Below are 22634 nucleotides of genomic sequence, written 5' to 3' on the forward strand. Positions count from 1 at the left end.
CTAGACCGTGGCCTGTGGTGTTTGCTCGTCCGACTCGTCGACGTCGGCTAGCGGCAGTCGTACTTCGAACACGGTATTGCCCGGTTCAGAGGTGACCGAGATGCTGCCACCGTGCGCCTCGACGATGCTCTTGGCAATCGGCAAACCTAGACCGGTGGTGCCGTCCGAACCCGAGCGTGCGGTGTCTGCCCGGGTGAAACGTTCAAAGACCCGAGGCAAGAACTCCGGTGCAATACCTTCACCGGTGTCATGCACCTCAAGCACTGCCTCGTCGGTCTCGTCATCCTGATCTACCGTCACCGTTACGGTATTGCCTGCCGAGGTGTGTTTACGTGCATTGGCCAAGAGGTTGGTGATCACGCGGCGTAATGACGTGGAGTCGGCAAAGACGATGGTCTGCTCGGCCAGGGATTCGAATTCCCACTGGTGATCGCTGGCGGTCAGTTTAAAATCTTCGGTGATGTCTGCGGTCAGCGTGCTCAAATCTAGGTTGCTGCGCTTAAACGAATTTTCTTCGTCCAAACGAGCCAACAGCAAGAGATTCTCCACCAGCGATCCCATTCGGCTGCTTTGCTGCAACACCCGGTCAACGGAGCGTTGTCCGTCGGGGGAGAAATGCTCGGTGGCGGATAGCAGCTCGGTGTAACCGCGAATTGAGGACAGCGGGGTACGTAACTCGTGCGAGGCATCGGCAACAAACTGTCGCATCTGGGCCTGAGACTTTTCGCGTGCGGTCAGGGCCGTGGAAACGTTGCTGATCATCGCGTTCAGTGCGTTGCCAACGTTGCCCACCTCGGTTCCTGGCACAGCATCCTCAACCGGTACACGTTGGGTCAAGGCCACCTTGCCCGAATCTAGATCCTCGGCGGCCACCGACTCGGCGACTGAAGCAACACGTTTAAGCGAGGCCAGTGAGCGGGAGATAAGCCACGAGCCAGCCAGTCCGGCACCAGCAATCAAGATCAGTGCAATAAACAGGGTCAGCCAAGCCATGCCACGCAGCGCCATATCCGTGCTGTGCAACGGCAGACCGACGATCAGGATCCCATTGGACCCGGAGTCTTTGACCGCGACCAGGTAGTAGTCGCCAACGGTTAGGTGGGCACGTACGGGATGGAATTTTCCGTCTCCGTGGGTATCGCTGAGTTCTAGGTCCACCATCGGAATCGCGTCTTCTTGGCTCAGCTGCTGCAACTCACCGGTGCGTTCGTCGAGCACACCACCGTTGAAGACGTACTTGTCCACAAAGCGAGCGGTCAGCGTACCGGCGGACTGTCCCGGAGCGTCCAGACGTGAGTTCACCGCTGGTGCGCCTTGGGAGTAGTTCAGCGCCCGCTCGGTGGTCAATCGCAGTTGGCTATTGAGCTGGTCCATCAACGTCTGGCGCATGCCGGCGTTATAGAGCACACCCAAAAGTACCGAGACAGCCGTGAGTGAAGTGAGCAGGATCAGCAGCAGTTTGCGCTGCAGGGAGTGTGGCGAACCTACGTTGGTGCTGGGGGAGAAACGACTCATGCCGCCGGCTTCAGGACGTAGCCCACGCCACGTACGGTGTGGATCATTGGCTCTGCGTCAACGTCGATCTTCTTGCGCAGGTAGGAGATGTAGAGCTCGACAATATTTGCCTGCCCGTCAAAGTCATAGTGCCAGACGTTGTCCAAGATCTGGGACTTGGAAACCACGCGACGGGCGTTGCTCATCAGGTAGCTGAGCAGATCAAACTCGGTGGCGGTCAAGGAGATTTCGCGTCCCGCGCGGGAGACATCGTGCGAGTCCATGTTCAGCACCAGATCGCCGACCACTAGTTCAGCGGAGTCCGCTGCCGCGGCGCCCGAGCGCTCAACCAAACGGTGCAGTCGGATCAGTACTTCTTCGAGGCTGAACGGCTTGGCGACGTAGTCGTCGGCTCCGGCGCCTAGGCCCTCGATGCGGTCTTCGACGGCATCCTTAGCTGTGAGGAACAGGACGGGGATTTCAGGGAAATGGGTGCGGACCTTGCGAAGTACTTCTGGGCCGTCAAAACCTGGCAGCATCCAGTCCAAAACCAGTACGTCGGGGGCCAGGGAGCGGGCGGTGGCTACGGCTTCTGGGCCGTCGTGAGCCATGGTGGCTTCCCAACCAAGCATGCGGGTACCCATGGAGACCAGTTCGGCCAGCGATGGTTCATCGTCTACAACAAGGACTTTGATGGCAGTGCCATCAGGGTGGGTGAGGCGGGGCAGCTGCGAAGGTGAAAACCGAGAATCATTCATGTTTAACAGCGTCTCCTATTGCCTTGGGGTAAGAATATGTTTTTACTGTGCGCCAGCTATGACTGTATGTCGAGTTTATGCAGGATTTTTGCTAACGGGAGGTACTTAATTTGGTCAAGGGTAGTGATCGACGAATGATTGAAGTGTGGACTGCGTGTTGTCGTGAATGAATATTCACGCCCCTGAATAGGGTAGTCAGTATGTTCGGTCGAAGTAAAAGTGTTGAGCATATTGAGTAGTTAAGCGCTTAGATAGTCAAGAAATGTCTAAAGTGGTGTGTATCACCTTTGAACGTATTTGTCTCACTATGTGGACATGGCCATAGTTTGTTACTTGCAAGTTGACAATGTTACGAGGAAACTAGAGGTGTGAGTACGGCGCAGAACAGCAAAAAGCATCCCGACGGACAGTCGTGGTTTGCCGATGCAACTTGTAATCGAATGCTCGGCGTCGGCGGCTAAAAGATGAATTTACGGCTCGTTCGTAAATAGAAATCGGAAAGTCGCTGACGGGAAACCCAACTGCTGAACGTGGACGAAGGCCATGAACGGCGCAAGCAAAACCCGAAGCACGAGCGCCAGACCACTTGGCCTTCGCACTAAAAGAGGAAAACATTATGTCGGCTGGATCCGGATACGTCCACGTTTCAATTCGCAACGCGCAGAACCGCGCAGCTGCTGCACAGCGTCAGGCTGCTGGCAACTATGCACCAGCGGGATATCGTCCCCTGCGCGCAGTTTCTAACACCCCAGAAACTCGTGAACCATCCCATCAGCCGACCACCACTGCCGTGCAGTCCACCGGTCAGGCCACCGCCGACACTTCGGCTCGCGGCTTTGTACTGTACGTAGGACTTGATGAAGCGGCAGCTCAGGCGCAGGGTACTTCGCTGGGCAAGCTGGCAACTCAGGTTCGCGCCTTCCTCGCCACCCTTTCTCCTCAGGCTCAGACCCACGCCGCCGTGGCACTGGCTCCAACCAGCGCGCAGGGTGAGCCAATTGACGTTGTACGTCAGGCGCTGGGAGACCCAACCGTCTCACGCCGTCCACGTGCCGAAGCTCGTCCAAGCACCCCACGCCCATCGGGTGTACTGATCGACCTTTCGCGTCGCGAAGTCTACCTAGACGGCGAAACCTTGAATCTGACTTTCAAGGAATTTGAACTGCTCAACTTCCTAGTTGAAAACGGCACCCGCACTGTGGGACGCGAAGAACTGCTGGAAAACCTATGGCGCAATGCCGAAGAGGTACCCAACGAACGCACCATCGACGTACACATCCGTCGCCTGCGCTCCAAGCTAGGTCGCCTAGCTAATACCGTGCGCACCGTGCGCGGTCAGGGGTACCGCTTCTACGAGCACCCAGAAGTTGTTGTTTGGGCAGCGCCTGAATACTCCATCTAATTGCACCACCTGGCAACGGCGGGCAAACCGTATTCGGTTTGCCCGCCGTTGCTGTCTTAAGCTGGGAAGATGAACACCATGCAATCGCGCAAGCTCATCCTCATGCGTCACGCCAAAGCCGACTACCCGCTGGGTCTGAGCGATCATGAGCGACCGCTGGCATCGCGCGGGCATCGTGAAGCTCCAGCGGCCGGTGCCTGGCTAGTAGAGAACAATCTGGTGCCGGACTATATCCTGTGCTCTGATGCGCTGCGAGCTCGATCCACCTGTGCATGGGTGCTCTCAGAGCTTGGTGAAAAGGGGCCCACGCCCTACGTGGACTCGCGGATTTATGGTGCCGGTGTTGCGAAGCTGTGCTCCATTATCAATGAGGTGCCCGATACGGTCAGCACACTCTTGGTGATTGGCCACCAGCCGGTGCTTCAGGACCTTGCCCTTCGACTTGCCTCGGTGGACTCCGACGAGGAGGCCGTGTACGAGCTGGCCATGGACTATCCAACGCTGGGAACAACGGTGCTTGAAACCAGCCATTCGTACTCGCAGTTGGACTCTCGCGATGCAAGTATTACCCATTTCATCGCACCACGACCTGCATGAGAGTACTCTCACCAAGTTTTTCTTATCGCCTAGTCACCGGCTAATTATCCGATGATCTGCGGTTATGAGAGGCAGATGAAAGCCGTCTCATCGGATGTAGGTGAACCCACCAGCGGGAGTTCATCTTGGGTTAACCATTACTCGATTCACTGAGAACTGTTGGCGAAAGCGCCAATGCCGGAACACGTTGAACGTGGACCGGAACTCGGGTGAAAAGGAAATGGGATCATGGCCGCCATCGCACAATCGCTTCCGCTGCAGAGCACCGAAGCTCGCAATGAACTACAGCAGCCCATCGACGCACAGCGCGCGAGCCGTATTCGTGCTGCCTACACCACGCGGTTTGTTGCCGCGCAGCTACAACGCAACCCGCAAGACTTCCAGATCGTGCGCCGTGCAAATATGGTCCCCAGCGCCGGGGACGTGGTGATCGCCAAGGTCACCGAGCTGGGCAAACACCTGCGTTTGCAATCTCCGACCTCGCGCCGACAGCTCATGTTTGTCGGTCAAGAAATCATGGTGGCGTACGGGCACCGCTACGCACCGGATCAGTTCCTGGCTCATGTTCCAAACAACCTTGGACCGTGCCAGTTGGTGGCCGGCGGGGGCGTGGCCAGCGAAGTGATCGAACAGCACGCCTCCATCGATAAGGCCACAGCTCTTGAACCGGTGGGGCTGTTGCTGCGGCACGGCCAGGTAGTGAACCTGCGAGACTTTGCTCCGCTGGATATCCATAATGAATCGGCACAGGCCGCGCAGGTTGGAGCCAAGCGACCTCCGGTCATCGCTGTGCTGGGAACGTCGATGAACTCCGGAAAATCCACCACTTTGGGGTGCCTGGTCAACGGGTTGGTCAACGCTGGGCTGAACATCGCGGCCGGTAAAGCTACCGGAACCGGTGCGGGCAATGACCCGGATTTGTTCACCGACGCAGGGGCCTTTAGCGTCTGCGACTTCACCGACTTTGGATTCCCAACCACCTACAAACTGGATTACGAAACGGTTCGCTCGCTGCTGGTGGCGATGATCCGTGAGCAAAGCGCTACCGGTGCCGATGCGGTCATCATCGAGATCGCTGACGGGCTTTTCCAGGGTGAGACCTCGCGATTGTTGGCCGATCCGATCTTCGCCGAGCATATCGACAGGGTAGTTTTCAGTGCCCAAGATGCCTTGGGAGCCCAAGCGGGAGAGCGCATCTTATTGGAGGTCGGGCTTGATGTTGCTGCCGTCTCCGGAGTGGTGACCGCCTCCCCGCTGGCCGCCCAAGAGGCGCAGAATCAGCTATCCACCGCGGTGATCGGCACCTACGATCTATGCCAAGCCGAGGTAGCCACCAGCTTGCTGCCTACACGTTAGGTGGCGAAGTTGAGCAAAATGCAGGTGGCGCTGCCGCCATTACTCGCAGGGAAACGCCGAATACTGCTGGCCGGGCTGCTGAGTCTGGGGATCATTGCCGGCCTGATATCCATCATCATTTCTTGGCTGATCGGACAGCTCACCACCACAGTGAGCAGCACAATGCTTGGGGCGGTAGTGGGGTTGATCCTCGGATTTTTTGCCGCCACATATGCGCAGCGGGTACTGGCCGAGAAGCTGGGGCAACACTATGTGGCGCAGCTGCGCCGCGGGTTGATCTCTCACGCTTTGCGCAGTGCACGGGGGCCTTCGGCGGGTATCACCATCGCCCGATCCACGAATGATCTCTCATCTATCCGTAACTGGATTGTGCAGGGAATGGTGCCGCTGGTGGCAGGAGTGCCGTTGCTGGTTCTCAGCGGGGTTGGGCTGTGGATGTTGCACCCATTGTTGGCCGGGAGCCTAGGGGTGACACTGGTGTTGGAGGTCGTCTTTTTGCTGGCCTTGGCACCGGGGACTTTTGGCAGTGCTCGGAGGTTGCGGAAAAACCGTGGTTATTTGGCAGCCCGAATTTCCGACACGGTTGCTGCGCGGACTGCCATTAGCGCTGGGGGAGGCATCGACCGCGAGGTCAGTCGGGTGCAGGACTCTTCACAGAAAGTGATCGATTCCTCGGTGCAGCGCGCCCGATTTGCTGGGGCCTTACGTGCAAGTGCGCTGGCGGTACCGCTGCTGGGGACTGCCTTGATGGTCGGTGCTGCGTCGTTGCTTGGGCTGGAAAGCTCTGCCGTGGCCACGGCGCTGACCCTGATTGGGATCTGCGCCGGGGCGCTGGGGGAATGGGGCAAAGCGGTGGAGTACCGGCAGAACTACAAGGCCGGCCGGCGCATCATTGCTCCCTTGCTACAGCAGGAGGAACAGTGGCGAAAAGCTGATGAACAATCGTTGAGCACTCGTGATGCCAAGGAGCTGCTGGGGCAGCGCGCCGTGGTGCGGATTCAGTTGCCTTACCATACTGACGCCCTTGGTCTGCCACCTTACCCAGTTTTGCGTGCCCAGCCCGGTGAACGCATCGCGCTACAGGGCAACAACTGGCAGCGGGCCGCGTTACTTGAATCAATTGCCACCGGCAACCTTGATCAGTGTGGCGACCCGAATGCTGGAGTGTGGATTGCCGAAGGACGCAGCGAAGATTTGCCCCCAAGCCAGCGACGCAAACTGGTGGGCTCAGCCCTCGAAGCGATGGTGCCCGAACGTGGCACCCTGGCGCGGGCCTTGCGTTACCGTCATCCCGGGGCCTCACTAACTAAAGCACTGAAATTGGCGGAGGAGTGTGGGCTTGACCTGACGCAGTTACCAGAGCGGGATCAAACCCGACTTCGTCGTGGCGGAAAGCCACTGGAGCGAAGTCAGCAGGCAGCCCTTTTGGTGGCTCGTGCCTTATTGCGCGAACCGCCGGTGCTGGTGATCGATGAGTTGCTGACCCGTCTACCGCATAGCGCATACCCGGGCGTGGTGCAGCGGGTCAACAACTATCCGGGCGTGGTGATTTATGCCGGAGACTTGCCGGGAATTAATCCGACTAGTTCTTGGCAGGCGGCGCAGTTGCCAGCAAGCCATCAACGATGAGCAGTACTGAGCGCACCATCTGATCGCGCCCCAGTTCATCGCTGCGCGTCGTGCTCATGCGTGCGTTGAAAAGTGTCGCACCAAAAATGGTGGTGGCTACTGGCAGCTTTTCTGCTTTGGGCAGTTTCACCAAGCGCTCGAGGACTTCGATGAGCAAGGTGGTGACCTGAGAGTGCAACGAGGTGGCTGGGAAGTCGCTGGCGGTGTCGGCGCTGAGCTGCTCTTGCATCCACAGTTGAACAAATGCCGGGTAGCTGGCCACGAAGTCCATGGAGAATTCCAGCATTTTCTTGAACGCTTGATAGGGATCAGCGCAGGCGGCTGCCTGACTGAGCCCATCAAGGAGTTTCTGCGCACCAAAGTTCAGGATCTGGCTGACCAGTTCGTCCTTGGAGCCATAGTTGTAATACACGGTTCCTTTAGACACTCCGGCTGCCGAAGCGATTTCATCGACCGACACCGCGTCGGGGGAACGGGTGCCCAGCAGTTTCATGGCAGCTTCAAAAAGCCGTTCCTTGGAACTGGTGGCGCGCACCCGTTGGCGCTGGGCTGGGATGGCTGTCAATCTTTCAACTCCGGTTGCAGGGTCTTCAAGGTCCAAGTTTTGTTCTTGCGCACGGCCAGCATGCTTAGCAGTAATCCTAGGGCGGTGTAGGCGAGCAAGGATCCGATGATGCCCGAGAGCACGCCCAGATCGGCACCGTAGACCAGGTGACGCAAGCCCAGTACCACGTTGCCCATGGGCAAGATTTGGTGCAGGAATTGCAACGGTTCTGGCAAGGTCTGCCATGGGAAGGTACCACCGGCGGTGATCAGCTGCAGCACCATGAGCACCAATACGAGGAACTTACCCGCGGTGCCTAGCAACGCGAAGAATCCTTGGATCAGGGCACTGAAGCATAGGGCCGCGAGGACCAGTAGCAGCCAAGCCATCCATGGGTGCGCCGTGTTCAGGCCCAGACCGAAGTGCACCGCAGCGTAGAGCATGCTGGTCTGCACCACGGCAATGGCTGCAAAGGGAAGCCAGCCGCCGATCGAAATCTTCCAGTTACTACCGTTGGATAGTAGCGCGCGCTTGGTGATCGGGCGCATCACCTGGGTCAGGACCAAAACACCCATGTAGGTTGCCAAGGTCATGAAGAATGGGGCCAAACCGGCACCGTAGGACTGGGCCTCGGCCTGTTTGACGTTATCAAGCGCTACCGGCGAACCGATGACATCGGCGAGCTTATCGCTGGTCTTTTGATCCGGGTTGGGTACCTGCTTTGCACCATCATCAAGACCGCTGGCGAGATCGGAGGAACCGTCTTCAAGCTTGTTAGCGCCCTTGGACAGATCACCAACTCCGTCAGAAAGTTTCACGAGCCCACCGTGCAGTTGATCGGTACCGTCAACGAGGGAAGCGGCTCCGGTATCAAGGGTTTTGGCGCCGTCGGCAGCCTTGGCGGTGCCCTCTAGCGCGGAGGCTTGACCGTCGGCCAGTTTCTGAGCTCCGTCGTTGGCACTGTGCGCGCCGGTGGCCAGCTTGGCCGAACCATCGGCGGCGGTGGAAATACCGTCGACCAGAGATGGTACTGCGGCGTCCAGTTTTTGGGTACCGGCAGCCAAAGTACCCAGTCCGGTGGCAAGCTGCTTGTTGCCGTCGGCTACCTTCTCGGAGCCATCGGAGAGTGTATGCAGCTTCTGTTGCATGCTGGTCAGTCCGGAGTTGACCTCGTTCACCTTGGAATCCAGGGTGCTGGGCACAGTGGAATTCTCAACACTTTGGGTGACCGTGGATTCAACGGTTGTGGCTTGCTCTTCGGTCAAGGTGCCGTCGGCGACGAGCTTGTCCAGCTGTGCCTGAGTGTCGGTTTTGACGTTGTCCAGCTTTTTATCTGCGTCCGTTTGCAGCTGATCAATTACCGAGATGGCATCATCGGCGGTGGTAGCCAGTTGCTTGTTGCCGTCGGCGACCTGACGGGAGCCGGTGGCGAGCTGATCGGCCGCGCTCTTGGCGCTCTGCGCACCGTCGTTAAGCTGGTCCACCGAGCTTGGCAGCGCCTTGGTTTTGGATTCCATGGTGTTTAGCCCGGAGCTGAGCTTGTCCGCACCAGCGGCTAGTTCACTGGTGCCGTCGGCCAAATCGTTGGTGCCGTTGCTCAGCTTTTTCTGTCCGGCCAGTAGTTCCTGTAGACCGCCCGAGAGCTGGGCGGTGCCGCCCTTGAGCTTAACGCTGCCGTCGGACAGTTCGCTGCTGCCGTCAACTAATTTGGTGGTGCCATCGGCCAGGGTGAGAACACCGTCGCCGAGGCTCATCGTACCGTCGTAGAGTTTTTCGGCGCCGTCCGCGGCTTCGCCCATGGAATCGTGGATGTCCACAAAACCGGCAATCATCGCTGAGGCAGTTTCGGTTCCCACCTCTTCAGAGACGGAGGTGCGCACTTCGCCGGCGAGCGTGCGGGCGAAGTTGGAAACCATGAAGTTATTGGCGTCGTTGGTCAGCAGCTCAAGGTCTGCCTGGTCGGCGTCCTTAAAGTCGCCCGGGGAAACGAGGGCAGCGCTGAAGTTATCCGGCAGAACGAGTGCAAAGGCGTATTCGCCGCTGGCCACCGCGTCCTCGGCGTCTTTACGGGAGTCGAGGTGGGCCCAGCTGAAGGTGCCGTCCTCTTCGAGGTTGTCGACGACGCTATCACCAACGCGGGTGAACTCGCCGTCCTTTTTTGCGCCGTCATCGAGGTTGACCACAGCTGCGGTGACCTTGTCCAAGTTTCCCTGAGGATTCCAGTTGGCGTAGAGGTATAGGGCACCGTAAAGCAACGGGACACAGGTCAAAGCGATCAGCGCCAGTTTAGGCAGGGTGCCACGGGTCATGCGCTTAAGTTCAGAGAGCGCAAGTTGCAAAGTCGTCATTAGTTTTCCTTCGCTTCGCTGGTCTCAGTGGCGATTGGTTCGTCTTCACTGACCGGATCCTCATCGAGAGGAGCTTCTCTGGCTGATTCATCAGCAAGCGGTACCTGGTTCGTGGGTTCGGGAAGATCTAGGTCCAGTTCTTCTTGCACAAATTCTTCGCCGGAGAACTCTTCGTGCATTGGTTCGACCGCCGGAAGGGTCAGCTCAATGGGCTGCGCCGAGAGAGATCCGAGGTAACTCACCGGGCCATCCCAGCCGTAGGGAACATTGCTCACGATGGCCACCACAGCAAATTCGCGTGAGCTGGAAGCAAAATCGGCCAGCAGATCCATCCAGAGTTCGTCTTGCATATCGTGACGGTCTGGTGCATCGAGAACTAGCAGTTCCAACTTGGGGTTCTCAGCAGCCAGAAGTAGCTGTAGTTCCATGCGTTGTGCTGGGTCGATTGCGTCGGCCCATTCGCTGGCAACATCGCTGAAACCGTGCTCTTCCATCCACTTTTTGGGCCGAGGCTTGCGCCAAATGGGACCGGGAACCAATGCAAGGTCTTCGCCGACTAGGTCACGGACCTTTAGGTGTGCTTCGGGCTCGTTGACTTCAGGGGAGTCGAGCAATGCGCTGTGCTGTCGCAGGGTTTTCAGTGAGTCTGAATGTCCCCAGGCCACCGTTCCGGTGGTTGGCTGCATCCGTCCGCTGAGCGCGAGGGCCAACGCGGTACGCGAAATCTGCGGGTCGGCAACAACTAAGAGAACTTCACCGCGGTCCACACGTAAAGAGGTGGGCGGCACTAGTTCTTCATGGCGGCCTTTGACGGTGACTGAATCTGCGATAAGCACAAAACCAGACTAATTGAACTGACCGGTCAGTTCAATTAGTGACTATATTCTTTTAATCACCTCTAGACGTAAACCGCTTGATGCCTTTGGATGGTTCTTGGGGTGGTCTCGCTAATGCAGGACAAAGTTCACCGGTGGTTCACCGAACTTTGATTACCTCGAGACCATAGCCATGGTTGCGATTACCTCGCCGCCTACGATCATCATCAGCTAAGGGAAAACATGAGCAAGAGGTCAACAACTCGCATTGCTGCAGTGTTCTTGGGAGGTGCCCTAGCGCTCTCATGCGTTTCGGTTGCCCAAGCGGACACTGTTGAAATTACCCCCATCGAACAGGTGCAAGGTACTGGAGCTAACTCGCCGATGGTAGGCAAGGACGCGACAGTGCGCGGTGTTGTCACTGGCGCCTATGCCGAGGGCGGGATTCGCGGATTTTATGTTCAGACCCCCGGCACCGGAGGCCAGTTGCCCACAGAAGGCAGCCCAGCGATCTTCGTCTATGCGCCTGATGAGGTTTCTTCGGTCCAGGTTGGGGACTACATTCAGGTCGCCGGAAGCGTCGGTGAATATTACGGGCTGACCCAGATCAAGGCCCAAGAAGTCACGCGGTTGAGCGAACCGGCCGAGAGCGTGAAGCCGTTGGCGGTGCCACTGCCTAATGGCGACGCGGCACGTGAACAGATCGAATCAATGCTCGTGGATCCGCAGGGAGATTTTACTGTCTCGGATAACTACTCGCTGAACCAGTACGGTGAGCTGAGCCTTGCGCAAGGAACCAGCTCAATCTTGCCCGGCGAAAAACTACTGCGTCAGCCTACCGATGTTTTTGCTCCCAATAGCGCAGACGCCAAAGCCTTGGCCGATGAAAATGAGCGGCGAGCCATTGTGGTTGATGATGGTGCCACCTTGAATTTCAGCACCGCCAAAAACACCTCCGTGGCTTTGCCATACATCGATGCCAAGCAGCGCGTGACCGTTGGCGCAAAAGCCACGTTCACCTCGGCGATGATCCTGGATTACCGCTACGACCTGTGGCGGCTGCAGCCGCAGGGACAAGTGATTGGTTCCAATGATGCTGATATCGCGCTGAACTTCGAGCAGATCAACAATGAAGCTCCCGAAGAGGTCGGCGGGAACGTGAGCGTCGGTAGCTTTAACGTGTTGAACTACTTCACTACTACCGGTGACCAGCTCGAAGGGTGCACCTACTACCGTGACCGTGAGGGCAACCCGCTCACCGTTCGTCAGGGCTGTGATGCTCGTGGCGCCGCCAACGCGGAAAACTTCAACCGGCAGCAGTCCAAGATTGTTTCGGCGTTGAGCAAGTTCACCGCGGACGTAGTGGTTCTGGAAGAAATTGAGAACTCAGCGCGCTTCGGCGAAGATCGTGACGCGTCTCTGGCTCATCTTGTTGATCAGTTGAACGTGGCTGCTGGTAGCAAGGTATGGAACTTTGTTCCAAGCCCGGCAACTGTGCCAGCTGATGAGGACGTGATCCGCACTGCGATTATTTACCGTGCTCAGGCAGTGAAACCAATCGAGGAATCTGTGATCCTGCAGGATCCTGCGTTTGATAATGCACGTGATCCGCTAGGCCAAGCCTTCCAAAAGGTTGGTGGAAATCAGAACACCCGCTTTGTGGTGGTCGCAAACCACTTCAAGTCCAAGGGCTCCGGACCAAATGATGGTTCGGGCAACGTGGACTCTGGCGATGGCCAGGGTGCCTGGAACGCGGACCGTGTTGAGCAGGCCAAGGCCTTGGTGAAATTCACCGAGGATCTTAAGATCTCCCGCAATACCAAGAAGGTGCTGCTTGCAGGAGACTTCAACTCCTATGCCGCTGAGGATCCAATCCGGGTTCTCAAGGATGCTGGCTTCACCGATTTGGGAGCTGCAGCTGACTCGCAGAGCTATGTTTATGACGGATTGAGTGGTTCGTTGGACCACATTTTGGCTTCTCCGGAATTGGCTTCCAAGGTGACCGGTCAGGACATCTGGAACATCAACGCCATCGAATCTGTGGGCTACGAGTACAGCCGTCACAACTACAACATCACCGACTTGTTCACCGCAAATCAGTACCGCTCATCGGATCATGATCCGGTGTTGGTGGGACTTGAATTGAACAAGTAAGGCTAGTTTCTAGCAAACCGGAACGGCCAGGTGAACCTGCCAGCAAGGGGCACCTGGCCGTACTCGGTTTAAATTTGGGGTTGACAGAAAAATCGCTTCGTGGAGAATTGATGAAGACGTCTTGTGAGAGCGCTCACAAAACGAAAAGCGGAGCTGCTTTCATAACCATGGCAAGCAGGGTTCAGGGATGAACCCTATTCTTTTTGCCGTATTTTGAGAGCGCTCTCAAAATATTGAAGTACCCCACACTCGCACGAACCGAACTTGAATGGAGTCACCGTGAAGTCTTCACGAACATCTCGCCTTGCCAAGGTTGTCGCACTGACCTCAAGCATCGCCTTGCTCGCAGCAGGTTGCTCATCGGGCGAAAGCAAAGATGCCGCCCAGCCAGCTTCGGCGGATAATCCCGTCACCCTGACCGTCACCACCTTCGGCACTCAGGGCCTTGACCCGCTGTACAAGAAATACGAAAAAGAAAATCCTGGCGTCACCATCGAAGCCACCAACATCGACACCGGCGGCAACGCATTGACGGACTGGAAGACCAAGCAGGCTGCCGGCGCAGGTCTGCCAGATGTCCAGGCCGTGGAAGAAGGCTGGCTGGGTCAGGTCATGACCGTCTCCGAGAGCTTCACCGATCTCAACGAGTATGGTGCCAAGGACATCTCAGCTGATTGGGTGGACTGGAAAGTTAAGCAGGCTACCGATGAGCAAGGACGACTCATTGGTTACGGCACCGACATCGGGCCGATGGGCCTGTGCTACAACTCCAAGCTCTTCAAAGCGGCAGGACTTCCGAGCGACCGTGAAAAGGTGGCTGAACTCTTCGGCGGCGAAGATGCCACCTGGGATGACTTCTTCAGCGTCGGCGAAGACTACGTCAAGAAAACCGACAAGGCCTTCTACGACCAGTCCGGCTTTGTCTGGAACGCAATGGCCAACCAACTCGATGAGGGCTACTACAAGGCCGATGGAACCTTGAACATCGAGGGAAATACGCAGCTGCGCGAACAATGGGACAAGCTCTCAGCGGCAGCAAAGAAGGGACTGTCATCCGGGCAGACCCAGTGGGACTGGGGTAAAGGACAGGCATTCATTGACGGTTCCTTTGCGGTTATGCCTTGCCCAGGCTGGATGCTCGGAAACGTCAAAGGCCAGGTTGAAGGAGCTGGCGGGGATTCCTCAGCTGGATGGGACTTTGCTGATGTCTTCCCCGGAGGCGCAGCTAACTGGGGTGGCGCATTCCTGACCGTACCTACCACCTCAAAGCACCCTGCCGAGGCGGCCAAGCTGGCCCAGTACCTGACCAACGCCACTTCGCAGGCTACCTCCTTCGAAACTGCCGGAGCGTTCCCGAGCAACGTTGAAGCACAGAAGTCCAAGGCCGTGACCGGTGAGAACGACCTAACGAAGTTCTTCAATGGAGCACCGATTGGTGAAATGTTGGGCCACCGAGCCGACGGAGTCAAAGCACAGTTCAAGGGCGCCGATGACTCGGTGATCCAGGAACAGGTCTTCGGGCCAGCAACCATCGCCATTGATAAGGGCACCGACGGAGAATCCGCGTGGAACAGTGCGCTGTCAACGCTGAAGGAACTGGAAATCAAGTAACTAAGTACCCTTCACCGCTCTGCGCGAGGGCGAAACCAACCACGGATTTCTTCCCTCGCGCAGAGGCACTGCAGCAGAAAAGACAACACAGATGAGTACCACGACACCAATGTCACGGCCCCACCTCAACACCGAACTACCGCGTGTAAGCACCGGTGAGAAGCTGGATGAAACTAAAGCGGAGCGAAGCATCAGACGGCGCCACTTCCGCGGACGGTTGGACTACAAATACTCCCCATATCTTTACATCTCGCCCTTCTTTATCCTCTTCGGTTTGGTCGGCCTCTTCCCGCTGGTTTACACCTTCGTGGTGTCGATTAATGACTGGGATCTGCTAGGCGGCGCCGGAGAATGGGTGGGACTGGCCAACTACAAGGCGGAACTAACTTCTCCACTGTTCTGGAATTCGCTGTTCAACACCTTCAGCATTTTCCTGCTCTCCTCCATCCCGCAGCTGGTCATTGCCACATTCATTGCGGCCATGCTTGACCAGAACCTTCGTGCCAAGACTTTCTGGCGGATGAGCGTTTTGGTTCCCTACGTGGTCACGCCGGTAGCGGTCACGCTAATCTTCTCCAGTGCTTTTGACGAAAAGTATGGGTTGATCAACAATCTGCTCGGCGCATTAAACATTGATCCCGTTGCGTGGAAAACCTCGGTCTTCCCATCCCATATGGCCATCGCGACCATGGTGAACTGGCGCTGGACGGGATATAACGCGTTGATCTTGCTGGCCGCAATGCAGGCGGTGCCGCGCGAACTGCACGAATCGGCAGCCATCGACGGTGCTGGAATGATCCGCAGGTTCTTCTCGATCACGTTGCCAAGCATCCGTCCAACCATGATCTTCGTAATCATCACCGCCACCATTGGTGGACTGCAGATCTTCACCGAACCCAAACTCTTTAACCCCAGCAGCTCGGTACCGGGAGGGCCGGATCGGCAGTATCAAACCACCGTTCTGTACCTGTGGGATCTAGCGTTCAACCGAGGTGACTTTGGTCGAGCATCGGCCGTGGCCTGGATGCTGTTCTTGATCATTATTGTTATCGGACTGATCAACTTCTTGGTCTCCGGATCAATAGCTTCATCTTCAGAAAAGAAAAAGGGACGAGGCACGAGTAAAGTGACCACAAAACGTGCCGGCCGCATTGCCCCACAAGCCCGGATTCAAAGCCCAGCAGGTTCAATGAAAGGAAGCAGCACCGATGAGTAACGCGACCTTACAACGAACCGTACGCACAAAGCCCACCCGGCTAGGGCTTAGCAAAAACTTCACCGCGGACCGTCGCCCAGGATTCCTGACCTATGGCATCTTGCTGGCCTTCCTTATCGGAAGCACCTACCCGCTGTGGTACTCATTTGTCATCGGTTCTTCCACCGGGGACGTTTTCTCCTCGGCATGGCCACCACTGTTACCGGGCGGGCAATTCTGGTCAAATGTTGCCCAAGTATTCGACTCGGTCGATTTTTGGGCGGCGTTGGGAAATAGCTTGATCGTTTCCTCGGTGATTACCTTCTCCGTGGTTTCTTTCTCAACCTTGGCGGGTTACGCTTTTGCCAAGCTGCGCTTCCGTGGACGAGAAGGGCTACTGATTTTTGTGGTTGCTACCTTGGCGGTCCCGACTCAGCTAGGCATCATTCCGATGTTTATGATGATGAAGCAGTTTGGCTGGACCGGCTCTCTAGGAGCCATTATGATCCCTACACTGGTAACCGCTTTTGGTGTCTTCTTTATGCGACAGTATCTGGTGGACAACATCCCGGATGAGCTGATTGAAGCCGCCCGTGTTGATGGCGCTTCGATGATTGGAACCTTCTGGCATGTGGGCGTGCCTGCTGCTCGACCTGCGATGGCGATCCTTTCGCTGTTCACCTTTATGACAGCCTGGACCGATTACTTGTGGCCTATGCTGGTAGCCCCACAAACACCAACCCTGCAGGTGGCGCTGAGCCAACTGCAATCTGCTCGATACGTTGACTACACCATCGTGATGACCGGCGCCTTGATGGCGACGATTCCTTTGCTGTTGCTCTTCGTTTTGGCAGGAAAACAACTTGTATCCGGAATTATGGCAGGAGCTGTAAAGGGTTAATGACTACTCATCTATCGCAACAGTTCGCGTGGCCCAAGGGATTCGTCTTTGGCTCGGCCACGGCGGCCGCCCAAATTGAGGGCGCCGGCCATGCATATGGCAAAGAAGACTCCATCTGGGATGCGTTTGCACGAAAGTCAGGTGCTATTGCCGGCGGAGAAAACCTTGAAGTCGCAGTGGACCACTATCACCGCTATCGCGAAGACGTGCAGCTCATGCGAGAAATTGGACTGGACTCATACAGGTTCTCCACCAGCTGGGCTCGCGTGGTTCCCGGCGGACGAACCGTGAATCAGCAAGGCTTGGACTTCTACTCTCGCCTCGTAGATGAGCTACTAGACAACGGCATTTTGCCGTGGCTGACTCTCTATCACTGGGATCTTCCGCAGGCTCTGGAAGAGGGCGGGGGATGGACCAACCGCGATACCGCGTACCGGTATTTGGAGTATGCCGAAGCGGTCTACAACAAGCTCGGTGACCGGGTGCGACATTGGACCACCTTTAATGAGCCACTGTGTTCTTCGCTGATTGGTTATGCCGCTGGCGAGCATGCTCCAGGACGGCAAGAACCCGAAGCAGCCTTGGCTGCGATGCATCACCAGCACTTGGCTCACGGCTTGGCAGTACAGCGTCTGCGTGAACTCGGTGCGCAGGAAATCGGCATCACGTTGAACCTGACCAATGCGGTGCCGAACGACCCATCTGATCCAGTTGATCTTGAAGCAGCACGTCGTGTTGATGCCCTGTGGAATCGGATGTATCTGGACCCAGTCTTGCGTGGCTCCTACCCAGCAGATCTCTTGGAAGATGTCAGCCATCTTGGCCTGGCGCAGTTGATTCAGCCAGGAGACTTAGAGCAGATCAATCAGACCATCGACTTCTTGGGCGTAAATCATTATCACGATGACAACGTGTCGGGTCATCCGTTGCCTGAGGGGCAACCGGCTGCTGTGCAGCCTACAGATGCTGCCAAGTCTTCGCCTTTTGTGGGCAGTGAGTACGTGACATTCCCAGCCCGAGACCTGCCACGTACAGCGATGGGTTGGGAAGTGAACCCCGAAGGTTTACGCGTCTTGCTCAACCGATTGACTCAGGACTACGAGAACTTGCCTCCGCTGTACATCACGGAAAACGGGGCCTCGTATACCGACGTGGTGAGTGATGAAGGAACGATCGAGGATACCGAGCGCAGCGAATATATCCTGAACCATTTGGACCAGGTCGCTAAGTCGATTGATGACGGTGTTGATCTGCGCGGATACTTCGTGTGGTCGCTGCTCGATAATTTCGAGTGGGCTTGGGGCTATGACAAGCGGTTTGGAATTATCCACGTCGACTACCAAACTCAGGAACGGATCATTAAGAACAGCGGCAAGGCTTACGCCTCACTGATTGCCGCAAATCGTACAATGGCATAGCACTTGTTGATGATGGCCCGTAGCTCATTACCTGAGGTACGGGCCATCACGCACGCACGATGATCCGCTAACTACTCATACCTAGGCGCAAGATAATGAGCATGAACGAATCGCGCAGACCGCAAGCAACACTGGAAATGGTGGCTGAACGCGCTGGCGTCTCGCGAGCTACGGTTTCACGGGTGGTCAACGGTTCGGATCGGGTTAAGGCTGACGCCAAAAAGGCTGTGGATCAAGCGATCCAAGAGCTGAACTATGTGCCCAATCGGGCTGCCCGCTCACTAGCGCAGGGCAGAACCAACTCCATTGCGTTGGTGGTGCCCGAGAATACAGCGAAGTTTTTTGCGGACCCGTACTTTGCCAAGGTCGTCCAAGGTGTCGCTCAATATGTGGCCGACACCGAATTTATGCTCACCTTGCTGCTCTCTACCGAATCTGATCCAGCCAAAACGACCCGATACTTGCAGGGTGGAAATGTCGACGGCGCCCTGGTTCTTTCGCATCACGCGGATGACCGTTCCTATGCAGACCTAGCTTCCAAATTGCCAATGGTCTATGGCGGGCGCACCATGAGCACAGATCAAAACGAGATCTACGTGGTTGATATCGACAATATTGCCGCCGCTCGTCGGGCAACTGAGGTGATCATCGCTCAGGGGAGAACCAAATTAGCAATGATCGCCGGACCACAGGATATGGGTGCGGGCCTTGACCGGTTGGTCGGGTTCAAGCAGGGAGTTGAGGCTGCAGGCCTTGAACCTGTGGCTATCGAAATTGGTGACTTCACTCCGGCAAGTGGTCACCACATCATGGAACAGCTACTTGCGTCCCAGGTTTCGATTGATGGCTTGTTTACTGCCAGTGCGCAGATGGGTTTTGGCGCTTTGCAGGCGTTGCATGAAGCAGGCATTAATGTGCCGAAGGATATCTCCGTGACGACGGTGGATGATGATTCATTTTCGCGCAGTTCAAACCCGCCGCTCACGACTATTGCTCAATTCCCTGAACGGCAGGGGGAGATTATGGCCGAACTGCTGATCAAAAGGATTCAAGGCGAGAAGGTTCCGGCGTGGAGCATCATGGATACCAAGCTGGTGCTGAGGCAATCGCATTAATTGCGACGCCAAGGCGGTGACAGAAGTTGAAGGAAAGACAAAAAATTCCCACTCGATTGAGTGGGAATTTCAATTTGTGCGCCCAAAGGGATTCGAACCCCTGACCTTCTGTTCCGTAGACAGACGCTCTATCCAGCTGAGCTATGGGCGCATATTTTATTGTTGTCGTCGTGACGACTTGAATAACTTTACACGAGAATTCAGCAGAGCAAAAACCAAATCGGCCAAAAGTGCCGTGATTCACAAGATGTCTGGTCGTGAGGGCATTGAAGCGTATAGAGATGGCTTAGATCAATGCTGCGTGGCCGGGTTTGAAACTAGCTGTGAAGGATCGTTTGATAGAGATTATGGTCTTGCCATCGCCCTGCAATTTTCAGGTAGTTTGGTGCCATCCCGATCTGGGCGAAGCCGTTGTTCAGCAACACTTTCTGCGAAGCAAAGTTGTGCAAAAGAGTGCTGGCTTCCAGGCGATGCAATCCAATGTTCTCCGCGGCTTCAATGCGCAGTGCGGCCACTGCGCGCGAGGCCAGTGCCTGCCCGGTGAAACGATGGTCAACCCAGTAGCCCAGGCTGGCACTTTGGAATGGCCCACGAACAACAGACACGATATTAAAGCGACCAATCAGTTGCTGGTCGCGAAACAGCCCGTATGGATACGCCAGACCGTGTTCATTGGCCGCGAGAGTTTGAGAAATATTTTCTGCATGCCAGGCCTGCGTGAAAAAAGCATCTTCGCGTTCCGGATCCCAGGGGCGCAAGTGTTCGCGGTTGCGCACATAGGCTTCTGCGAGCTGGGCGGCGTCCGAAACTTCGAGCAAACGAAGGATCGTGCGTGAGTCGAGGGTCAATGTGGGCATCAACTTCTCCTTGGGATACAAAAAAATTCCCACTCGTTTGAGTGGGAATTTCAATTTGTGCGCCCAAAGGGATTCGAACCCCTGACCTTCTGTTCCGTAGACAGACGCTCTATCCAGCTGAGCTATGGGCGCATATTCTGTTGTTGGCTCGTTCTCACGAACCTCGAATTACTATACAGGTGGATTTGAGCATGTACAAATCGGCGGGCAAAGCTACCGCGTTCAGGTGAACAGACGGTTATGTGAAGCACGCAAAAGGGTACCGGTCTACGTGACCTTCATCACATCTTTTCGTGTTTTCCACTTTCAAGTTCCCCGGAATCTCGGGATTTTTCAAGTTTTGCGTTTCCTGCCCACGCTTTGTTGAGGTCTCGATCACACCGTGAGCTCTCAGCGTTCACCCTAGCCTTGATTTATTGCTAGTTGAGCCCAATGGAGGGAACACATAATGAGCACGAGCTCGGATCAGACCGTAATCGACGCAGCAACTTCGCACAAGGAGTTGGCAAGCTGGGTCGAAGAAGTGGCCGCCTTGACGAAGCCGGATCGTGTTTATTGGGTAGATGGTTCAGCAGCAGAAGCCGAACGACTGAGTGCTGAACTCGTTGAAGCCGGAACCTTGGTTAAGCTGACCGATCCAAACTTCCCTAATTCTTACGCTGGTTTTTCGGACCCCAAGGACGTAGCGCGTGTAGAAGAGCGCACCTTCATCTGCTCGAAGAAGAAGGAAGACGCCGGCTTCACCAATAACTGGGAAGACCCAGAGAAGATGAAGTCCATGCTCAACGGCCTATTTGACGGTTCGATGCGCGGACGCACCATGTACGTCATTCCTTTTGTCATGGGACCGCTGAACGCTGAAAACCCTGCCTACGGCGTAGAAATCACCGACTCGGCCTACGTTGTTACCTCAATGCGCATCATGGCCAAGATTGGCGATGAAGTACTGCGCAAGATGGAAGCAGAAAACGCATTCTTCGTTCCAGCGCTGCACTCTGTAGGTGCACCGCTGAAGCCAGGCGAAGAAGACGTAGCATGGCCTTGCAACGAGGACAAGTGGATTGTTCACTTCCCTGAAGAGCGCTCCATCATGTCCTACGGTTCGGGCTACGGTGGCAACGCACTACTGGGCAAGAAGTGCTACTCCCTGCGTATCGCCTCCGCCATGGCTCGTGATGAGGGCTGGCTCGCTGAGCACATGCTGATTCTCAAGCTGACCAGCCCACAGAACAAGGCCTACCACGTCGCTGCTGCATTCCCATCGGCTTGCGGTAAGACCAACCTGGCTTTGCTGGATCCAACCATCGAAGGTTGGAAGGCTGAAACCTTGGGCGATGACATCAACTGGATGCGCATCGGCAAACAAGGCGAACTACGCGGAGTGAACCCAGAGTACGGTTTGTTCGGTGTGGCTCCAGGTACCGGTTGGTCCACCAACCCGAATGCTATGCGTGCCATCGCCAAGGGCAACAACATTTTCACCAACGTTGCGCTGACCGACGAAGGTGGCGTGTGGTGGGAAGGCATGACTGACGAGACCCCGGCACACCTGACCGACTGGTTGGGCAATGACTGGACTCCGGAGTCCGGTCGTCCAGCAGCGCACCCTAACTCGCGTTTCTGCACCCCGATCTCGCAGGTCGACATGCTTTCCGAAGACTACTACTCGCCAGACGGCGTGAAGATTGATGCCATCTTGTTCGGCGGTCGTCGTAAGACCACCATTCCATTGGTGACCGAAGCGCGCAGCTGGACCAACGGTATCTTCATGGGTTCCACCCTGTCCTCGGAGACCACTGCAGCTGCTTCCGGTGCTACCGGAGTGATTCGTCGCGATCCAATGGCGATGTTGCCATTCATCGGCTACAACGCAGGTGACTACCTGAACCACTGGGACAGCATCTCGGCCAAGCTCAACCCTGAGCAGATGCCAAAGATCTTCTTGGTGAACTGGTTCCGTCGCAACGCTGAAGGTGGCTTCGCATGGCCAGGTTTCGGTGACAACTCGCGTGTGCTCAAGTGGGCTATCGAGCGCATCGAAGGCACCGCGGATGCCAAGGAAACCATCATTGGTAACGTGCCAACCGGTGAATCCATCGACCTGACCGGCCTGAAAGGCTTCACTCCGGCTGACGTTGAAGCCGCTGTGGCCGTCAACAAGGACGAATGGGCCGCCGAAGTTGAGGGCATCGAAGAATGGTACGCCAACTTCGACGATGCACTGCCAGCTTCACTGCGTGCAGAGCTTGACGGTCTGAAGGAACGCCTGAGCGCATAAGTTCTCGAATAGATCAACATCGACCTTGCTCCTGGTTACTGAAAATCCAGTAACCAGGAGCAAGGTCGTTTAAGCGCCGAAGGTGCGCGCCAAGCAATTGTCACAATCCGGGCACAGTTTTCCCACGCCGTGCAAAAGTGGGTGCAAAATCAACTAACTGTG

17 protein-coding genes and 2 tRNA genes are annotated in these 22634 nt (G+C 56.3%); 11 read left to right on the forward strand and 8 right to left on the reverse strand.

Annotated elements, in window-relative coordinates; all coding sequences use genetic code 11:
* Together AC1Z3F_RS16135 and AC1Z3F_RS16140 are read right to left on the reverse strand one after the other, a co-directional pair.
* Window positions 1–1515, reverse strand: a complete 1515-nt coding sequence (locus AC1Z3F_RS16135) for a sensor histidine kinase (RefSeq protein ID WP_131090432.1) — start codon at window positions 1513–1515, stop codon at window positions 1–3.
* Complete coding sequence (locus AC1Z3F_RS16140; RefSeq protein WP_131090431.1) at window positions 1512–2252, reverse strand: response regulator transcription factor; 741 nt, start codon at window positions 2250–2252, stop codon at window positions 1512–1514. Before AC1Z3F_RS16140 ends, AC1Z3F_RS16135 begins: the two co-directional genes overlap by 4 nt.
* Window positions 2253–2868: 616 nt before the next feature.
* On the opposite strand from AC1Z3F_RS16140, the gene AC1Z3F_RS16145 reads away from it, so the two are divergent.
* The 4 genes from AC1Z3F_RS16145 to AC1Z3F_RS16160 all read left to right on the forward strand — a co-directional run bounded on the left by AC1Z3F_RS16145 (window position 2869) and on the right by AC1Z3F_RS16160 (window position 7236).
* The gene (locus AC1Z3F_RS16145) at window positions 2869–3654 is read left to right on the forward strand and encodes a winged helix-turn-helix domain-containing protein (protein WP_131090430.1); all 786 of its coding nucleotides are present in this window, start codon (window positions 2869–2871) and stop codon (window positions 3652–3654) included.
* Window positions 3655–3723: 69 nt separating this feature from the next.
* Window positions 3724–4251 (forward strand): SixA phosphatase family protein, encoded by a 528-nt coding sequence (locus tag AC1Z3F_RS16150; protein ID WP_483566222.1) that lies wholly within the window; start codon window positions 3724–3726, stop codon window positions 4249–4251.
* Between the two features lie 228 nt (window positions 4252–4479).
* Window positions 4480–5607, forward strand: a complete 1128-nt coding sequence (locus tag AC1Z3F_RS16155; protein WP_483566223.1) for a DUF1611 domain-containing protein — start codon at window positions 4480–4482, stop codon at window positions 5605–5607.
* 18 nt (window positions 5608–5625) lie between these two features.
* Window positions 5626–7236: an ABC transporter transmembrane domain-containing protein gene (locus tag AC1Z3F_RS16160; RefSeq protein ID WP_483566972.1), complete on the forward strand. Its 1611-nt coding sequence runs from the start codon at window positions 5626–5628 to the stop codon at window positions 7234–7236.
* Here the strand turns inward: AC1Z3F_RS16160 and AC1Z3F_RS16165 are convergent.
* Genes AC1Z3F_RS16165 through AC1Z3F_RS16175 form a run of 3 tightly spaced genes read right to left on the reverse strand, consistent with a single transcriptional unit; the run spans window position 7190 to window position 10916 of the window.
* Window positions 7190–7801 (reverse strand): TetR/AcrR family transcriptional regulator, encoded by a 612-nt coding sequence (locus AC1Z3F_RS16165; protein WP_131090426.1) that lies wholly within the window; start codon window positions 7799–7801, stop codon window positions 7190–7192. The genes AC1Z3F_RS16160 and AC1Z3F_RS16165 overlap by 47 nt on opposite strands.
* Window positions 7798–10128 (reverse strand): YhgE/Pip family protein, encoded by a 2331-nt coding sequence (locus AC1Z3F_RS16170; RefSeq protein WP_483566224.1) that lies wholly within the window; start codon window positions 10126–10128, stop codon window positions 7798–7800. The genes AC1Z3F_RS16165 and AC1Z3F_RS16170 overlap by 4 nt, the downstream gene beginning before the upstream one ends.
* A complete protein-coding gene (locus AC1Z3F_RS16175; RefSeq protein WP_483566225.1) occupies window positions 10128–10916 on the reverse strand; it encodes a P-loop NTPase family protein in 789 nt (262 codons plus the stop codon). The genes AC1Z3F_RS16170 and AC1Z3F_RS16175 overlap by 1 nt, the downstream gene beginning before the upstream one ends.
* 270 nt (window positions 10917–11186) lie before the next feature.
* Between AC1Z3F_RS16175 and AC1Z3F_RS16180 the strand changes: the two genes are divergently transcribed.
* The 6 genes from AC1Z3F_RS16180 (at window position 11187) to AC1Z3F_RS16205 (ending at window position 19337) form a co-directional block, all read left to right on the forward strand.
* Complete coding sequence (locus AC1Z3F_RS16180) at window positions 11187–13097, forward strand: ExeM/NucH family extracellular endonuclease (protein ID WP_483566226.1); 1911 nt, start codon at window positions 11187–11189, stop codon at window positions 13095–13097.
* 279 nt (window positions 13098–13376) lie between these two features.
* Complete coding sequence (locus AC1Z3F_RS16185) at window positions 13377–14708, forward strand: ABC transporter substrate-binding protein (RefSeq protein WP_131090422.1); 1332 nt, start codon at window positions 13377–13379, stop codon at window positions 14706–14708.
* Between the two features lie 91 nt (window positions 14709–14799).
* Complete coding sequence (locus tag AC1Z3F_RS16190; RefSeq protein ID WP_131090421.1) at window positions 14800–15924, forward strand: carbohydrate ABC transporter permease; 1125 nt, start codon at window positions 14800–14802, stop codon at window positions 15922–15924.
* Window positions 15917–16804: a carbohydrate ABC transporter permease gene (locus AC1Z3F_RS16195; protein WP_444612709.1), complete on the forward strand. Its 888-nt coding sequence runs from the start codon at window positions 15917–15919 to the stop codon at window positions 16802–16804. Before AC1Z3F_RS16190 ends, AC1Z3F_RS16195 begins: the two co-directional genes overlap by 8 nt.
* A complete protein-coding gene (locus tag AC1Z3F_RS16200) occupies window positions 16804–18222 on the forward strand; it encodes a GH1 family beta-glucosidase (protein WP_131090419.1) in 1419 nt (472 codons plus the stop codon). The genes AC1Z3F_RS16195 and AC1Z3F_RS16200 overlap by 1 nt, the downstream gene beginning before the upstream one ends.
* Window positions 18223–18323: 101 nt before the next feature.
* Window positions 18324–19337, forward strand: a complete 1014-nt coding sequence (locus AC1Z3F_RS16205; protein WP_483566227.1) for a LacI family DNA-binding transcriptional regulator — start codon at window positions 18324–18326, stop codon at window positions 19335–19337.
* A gap of 77 nt (window positions 19338–19414) precedes the next feature.
* Here AC1Z3F_RS16205 and AC1Z3F_RS16210 read toward each other — a convergent pair.
* The 3 genes from AC1Z3F_RS16210 to AC1Z3F_RS16220 all read right to left on the reverse strand — a co-directional run bounded on the left by AC1Z3F_RS16210 (window position 19415) and on the right by AC1Z3F_RS16220 (window position 20326).
* Window positions 19415–19488, reverse strand: a tRNA-Arg gene (locus AC1Z3F_RS16210).
* 166 nt (window positions 19489–19654) lie between these two features.
* Window positions 19655–20194, reverse strand: coding sequence for a GNAT family N-acetyltransferase (locus AC1Z3F_RS16215; protein WP_131090417.1), 540 nt, complete (start codon window positions 20192–20194; stop codon window positions 19655–19657).
* A gap of 58 nt (window positions 20195–20252) precedes the next feature.
* A tRNA-Arg gene (locus tag AC1Z3F_RS16220) sits at window positions 20253–20326 on the reverse strand.
* A gap of 316 nt (window positions 20327–20642) precedes the next feature.
* Between AC1Z3F_RS16220 and AC1Z3F_RS16225 the strand changes: the two genes are divergently transcribed.
* On the forward strand, window positions 20643–22472 hold the full coding sequence (locus AC1Z3F_RS16225; RefSeq protein WP_483566228.1) for a phosphoenolpyruvate carboxykinase (GTP): 1830 nt from the start codon (window positions 20643–20645) through the stop codon (window positions 22470–22472).
* Window positions 22473–22634: the final 162 nt, after the last annotated feature.

The sequence above is a fragment of the Glutamicibacter sp. MOO4 genome (assembly GCF_056934395.1).

What these genes read in the sequence shown, in the direction of transcription:
- AC1Z3F_RS16160 (WP_483566972.1), top strand. Translation starts at nt 5,626, where the DNA reads ATGCAGGTGGCGCTGCCGCCATTACTCGCAGGGAAACGCCGAATACTG.
- AC1Z3F_RS16145 (WP_131090430.1), top strand. Translation starts at nt 2,869, where the DNA reads ATGTCGGCTGGATCCGGATACGTCCACGTTTCAATTCGCAACGCGCAG.
- AC1Z3F_RS16155 (WP_483566223.1), top strand. Translation starts at nt 4,480, where the DNA reads ATGGCCGCCATCGCACAATCGCTTCCGCTGCAGAGCACCGAAGCTCGC.
- AC1Z3F_RS16205 (WP_483566227.1), top strand. Translation starts at nt 18,324, where the DNA reads ATGAACGAATCGCGCAGACCGCAAGCAACACTGGAAATGGTGGCTGAA.
- AC1Z3F_RS16215 (WP_131090417.1), bottom strand. Translation starts at nt 20,194, where the DNA reads ATGCCCACATTGACCCTCGACTCACGCACGATCCTTCGTTTGCTCGAA.
- AC1Z3F_RS16140 (WP_131090431.1), bottom strand. Translation starts at nt 2,252, where the DNA reads ATGAATGATTCTCGGTTTTCACCTTCGCAGCTGCCCCGCCTCACCCAC.
- AC1Z3F_RS16170 (WP_483566224.1), bottom strand. Translation starts at nt 10,128, where the DNA reads ATGACGACTTTGCAACTTGCGCTCTCTGAACTTAAGCGCATGACCCGT.
- AC1Z3F_RS16200 (WP_131090419.1), top strand. Translation starts at nt 16,804, where the DNA reads ATGACTACTCATCTATCGCAACAGTTCGCGTGGCCCAAGGGATTCGTC.
- AC1Z3F_RS16190 (WP_131090421.1), top strand. Translation starts at nt 14,800, where the DNA reads ATGAGTACCACGACACCAATGTCACGGCCCCACCTCAACACCGAACTA.
- AC1Z3F_RS16150 (WP_483566222.1), top strand. Translation starts at nt 3,724, where the DNA reads ATGAACACCATGCAATCGCGCAAGCTCATCCTCATGCGTCACGCCAAA.
- AC1Z3F_RS16195 (WP_444612709.1), top strand. Translation starts at nt 15,917, where the DNA reads ATGAGTAACGCGACCTTACAACGAACCGTACGCACAAAGCCCACCCGG.
- AC1Z3F_RS16135 (WP_131090432.1), bottom strand. Translation starts at nt 1,515, where the DNA reads ATGAGTCGTTTCTCCCCCAGCACCAACGTAGGTTCGCCACACTCCCTG.
- AC1Z3F_RS16180 (WP_483566226.1), top strand. Translation starts at nt 11,187, where the DNA reads ATGAGCAAGAGGTCAACAACTCGCATTGCTGCAGTGTTCTTGGGAGGT.
- AC1Z3F_RS16225 (WP_483566228.1), top strand. Translation starts at nt 20,643, where the DNA reads ATGAGCACGAGCTCGGATCAGACCGTAATCGACGCAGCAACTTCGCAC.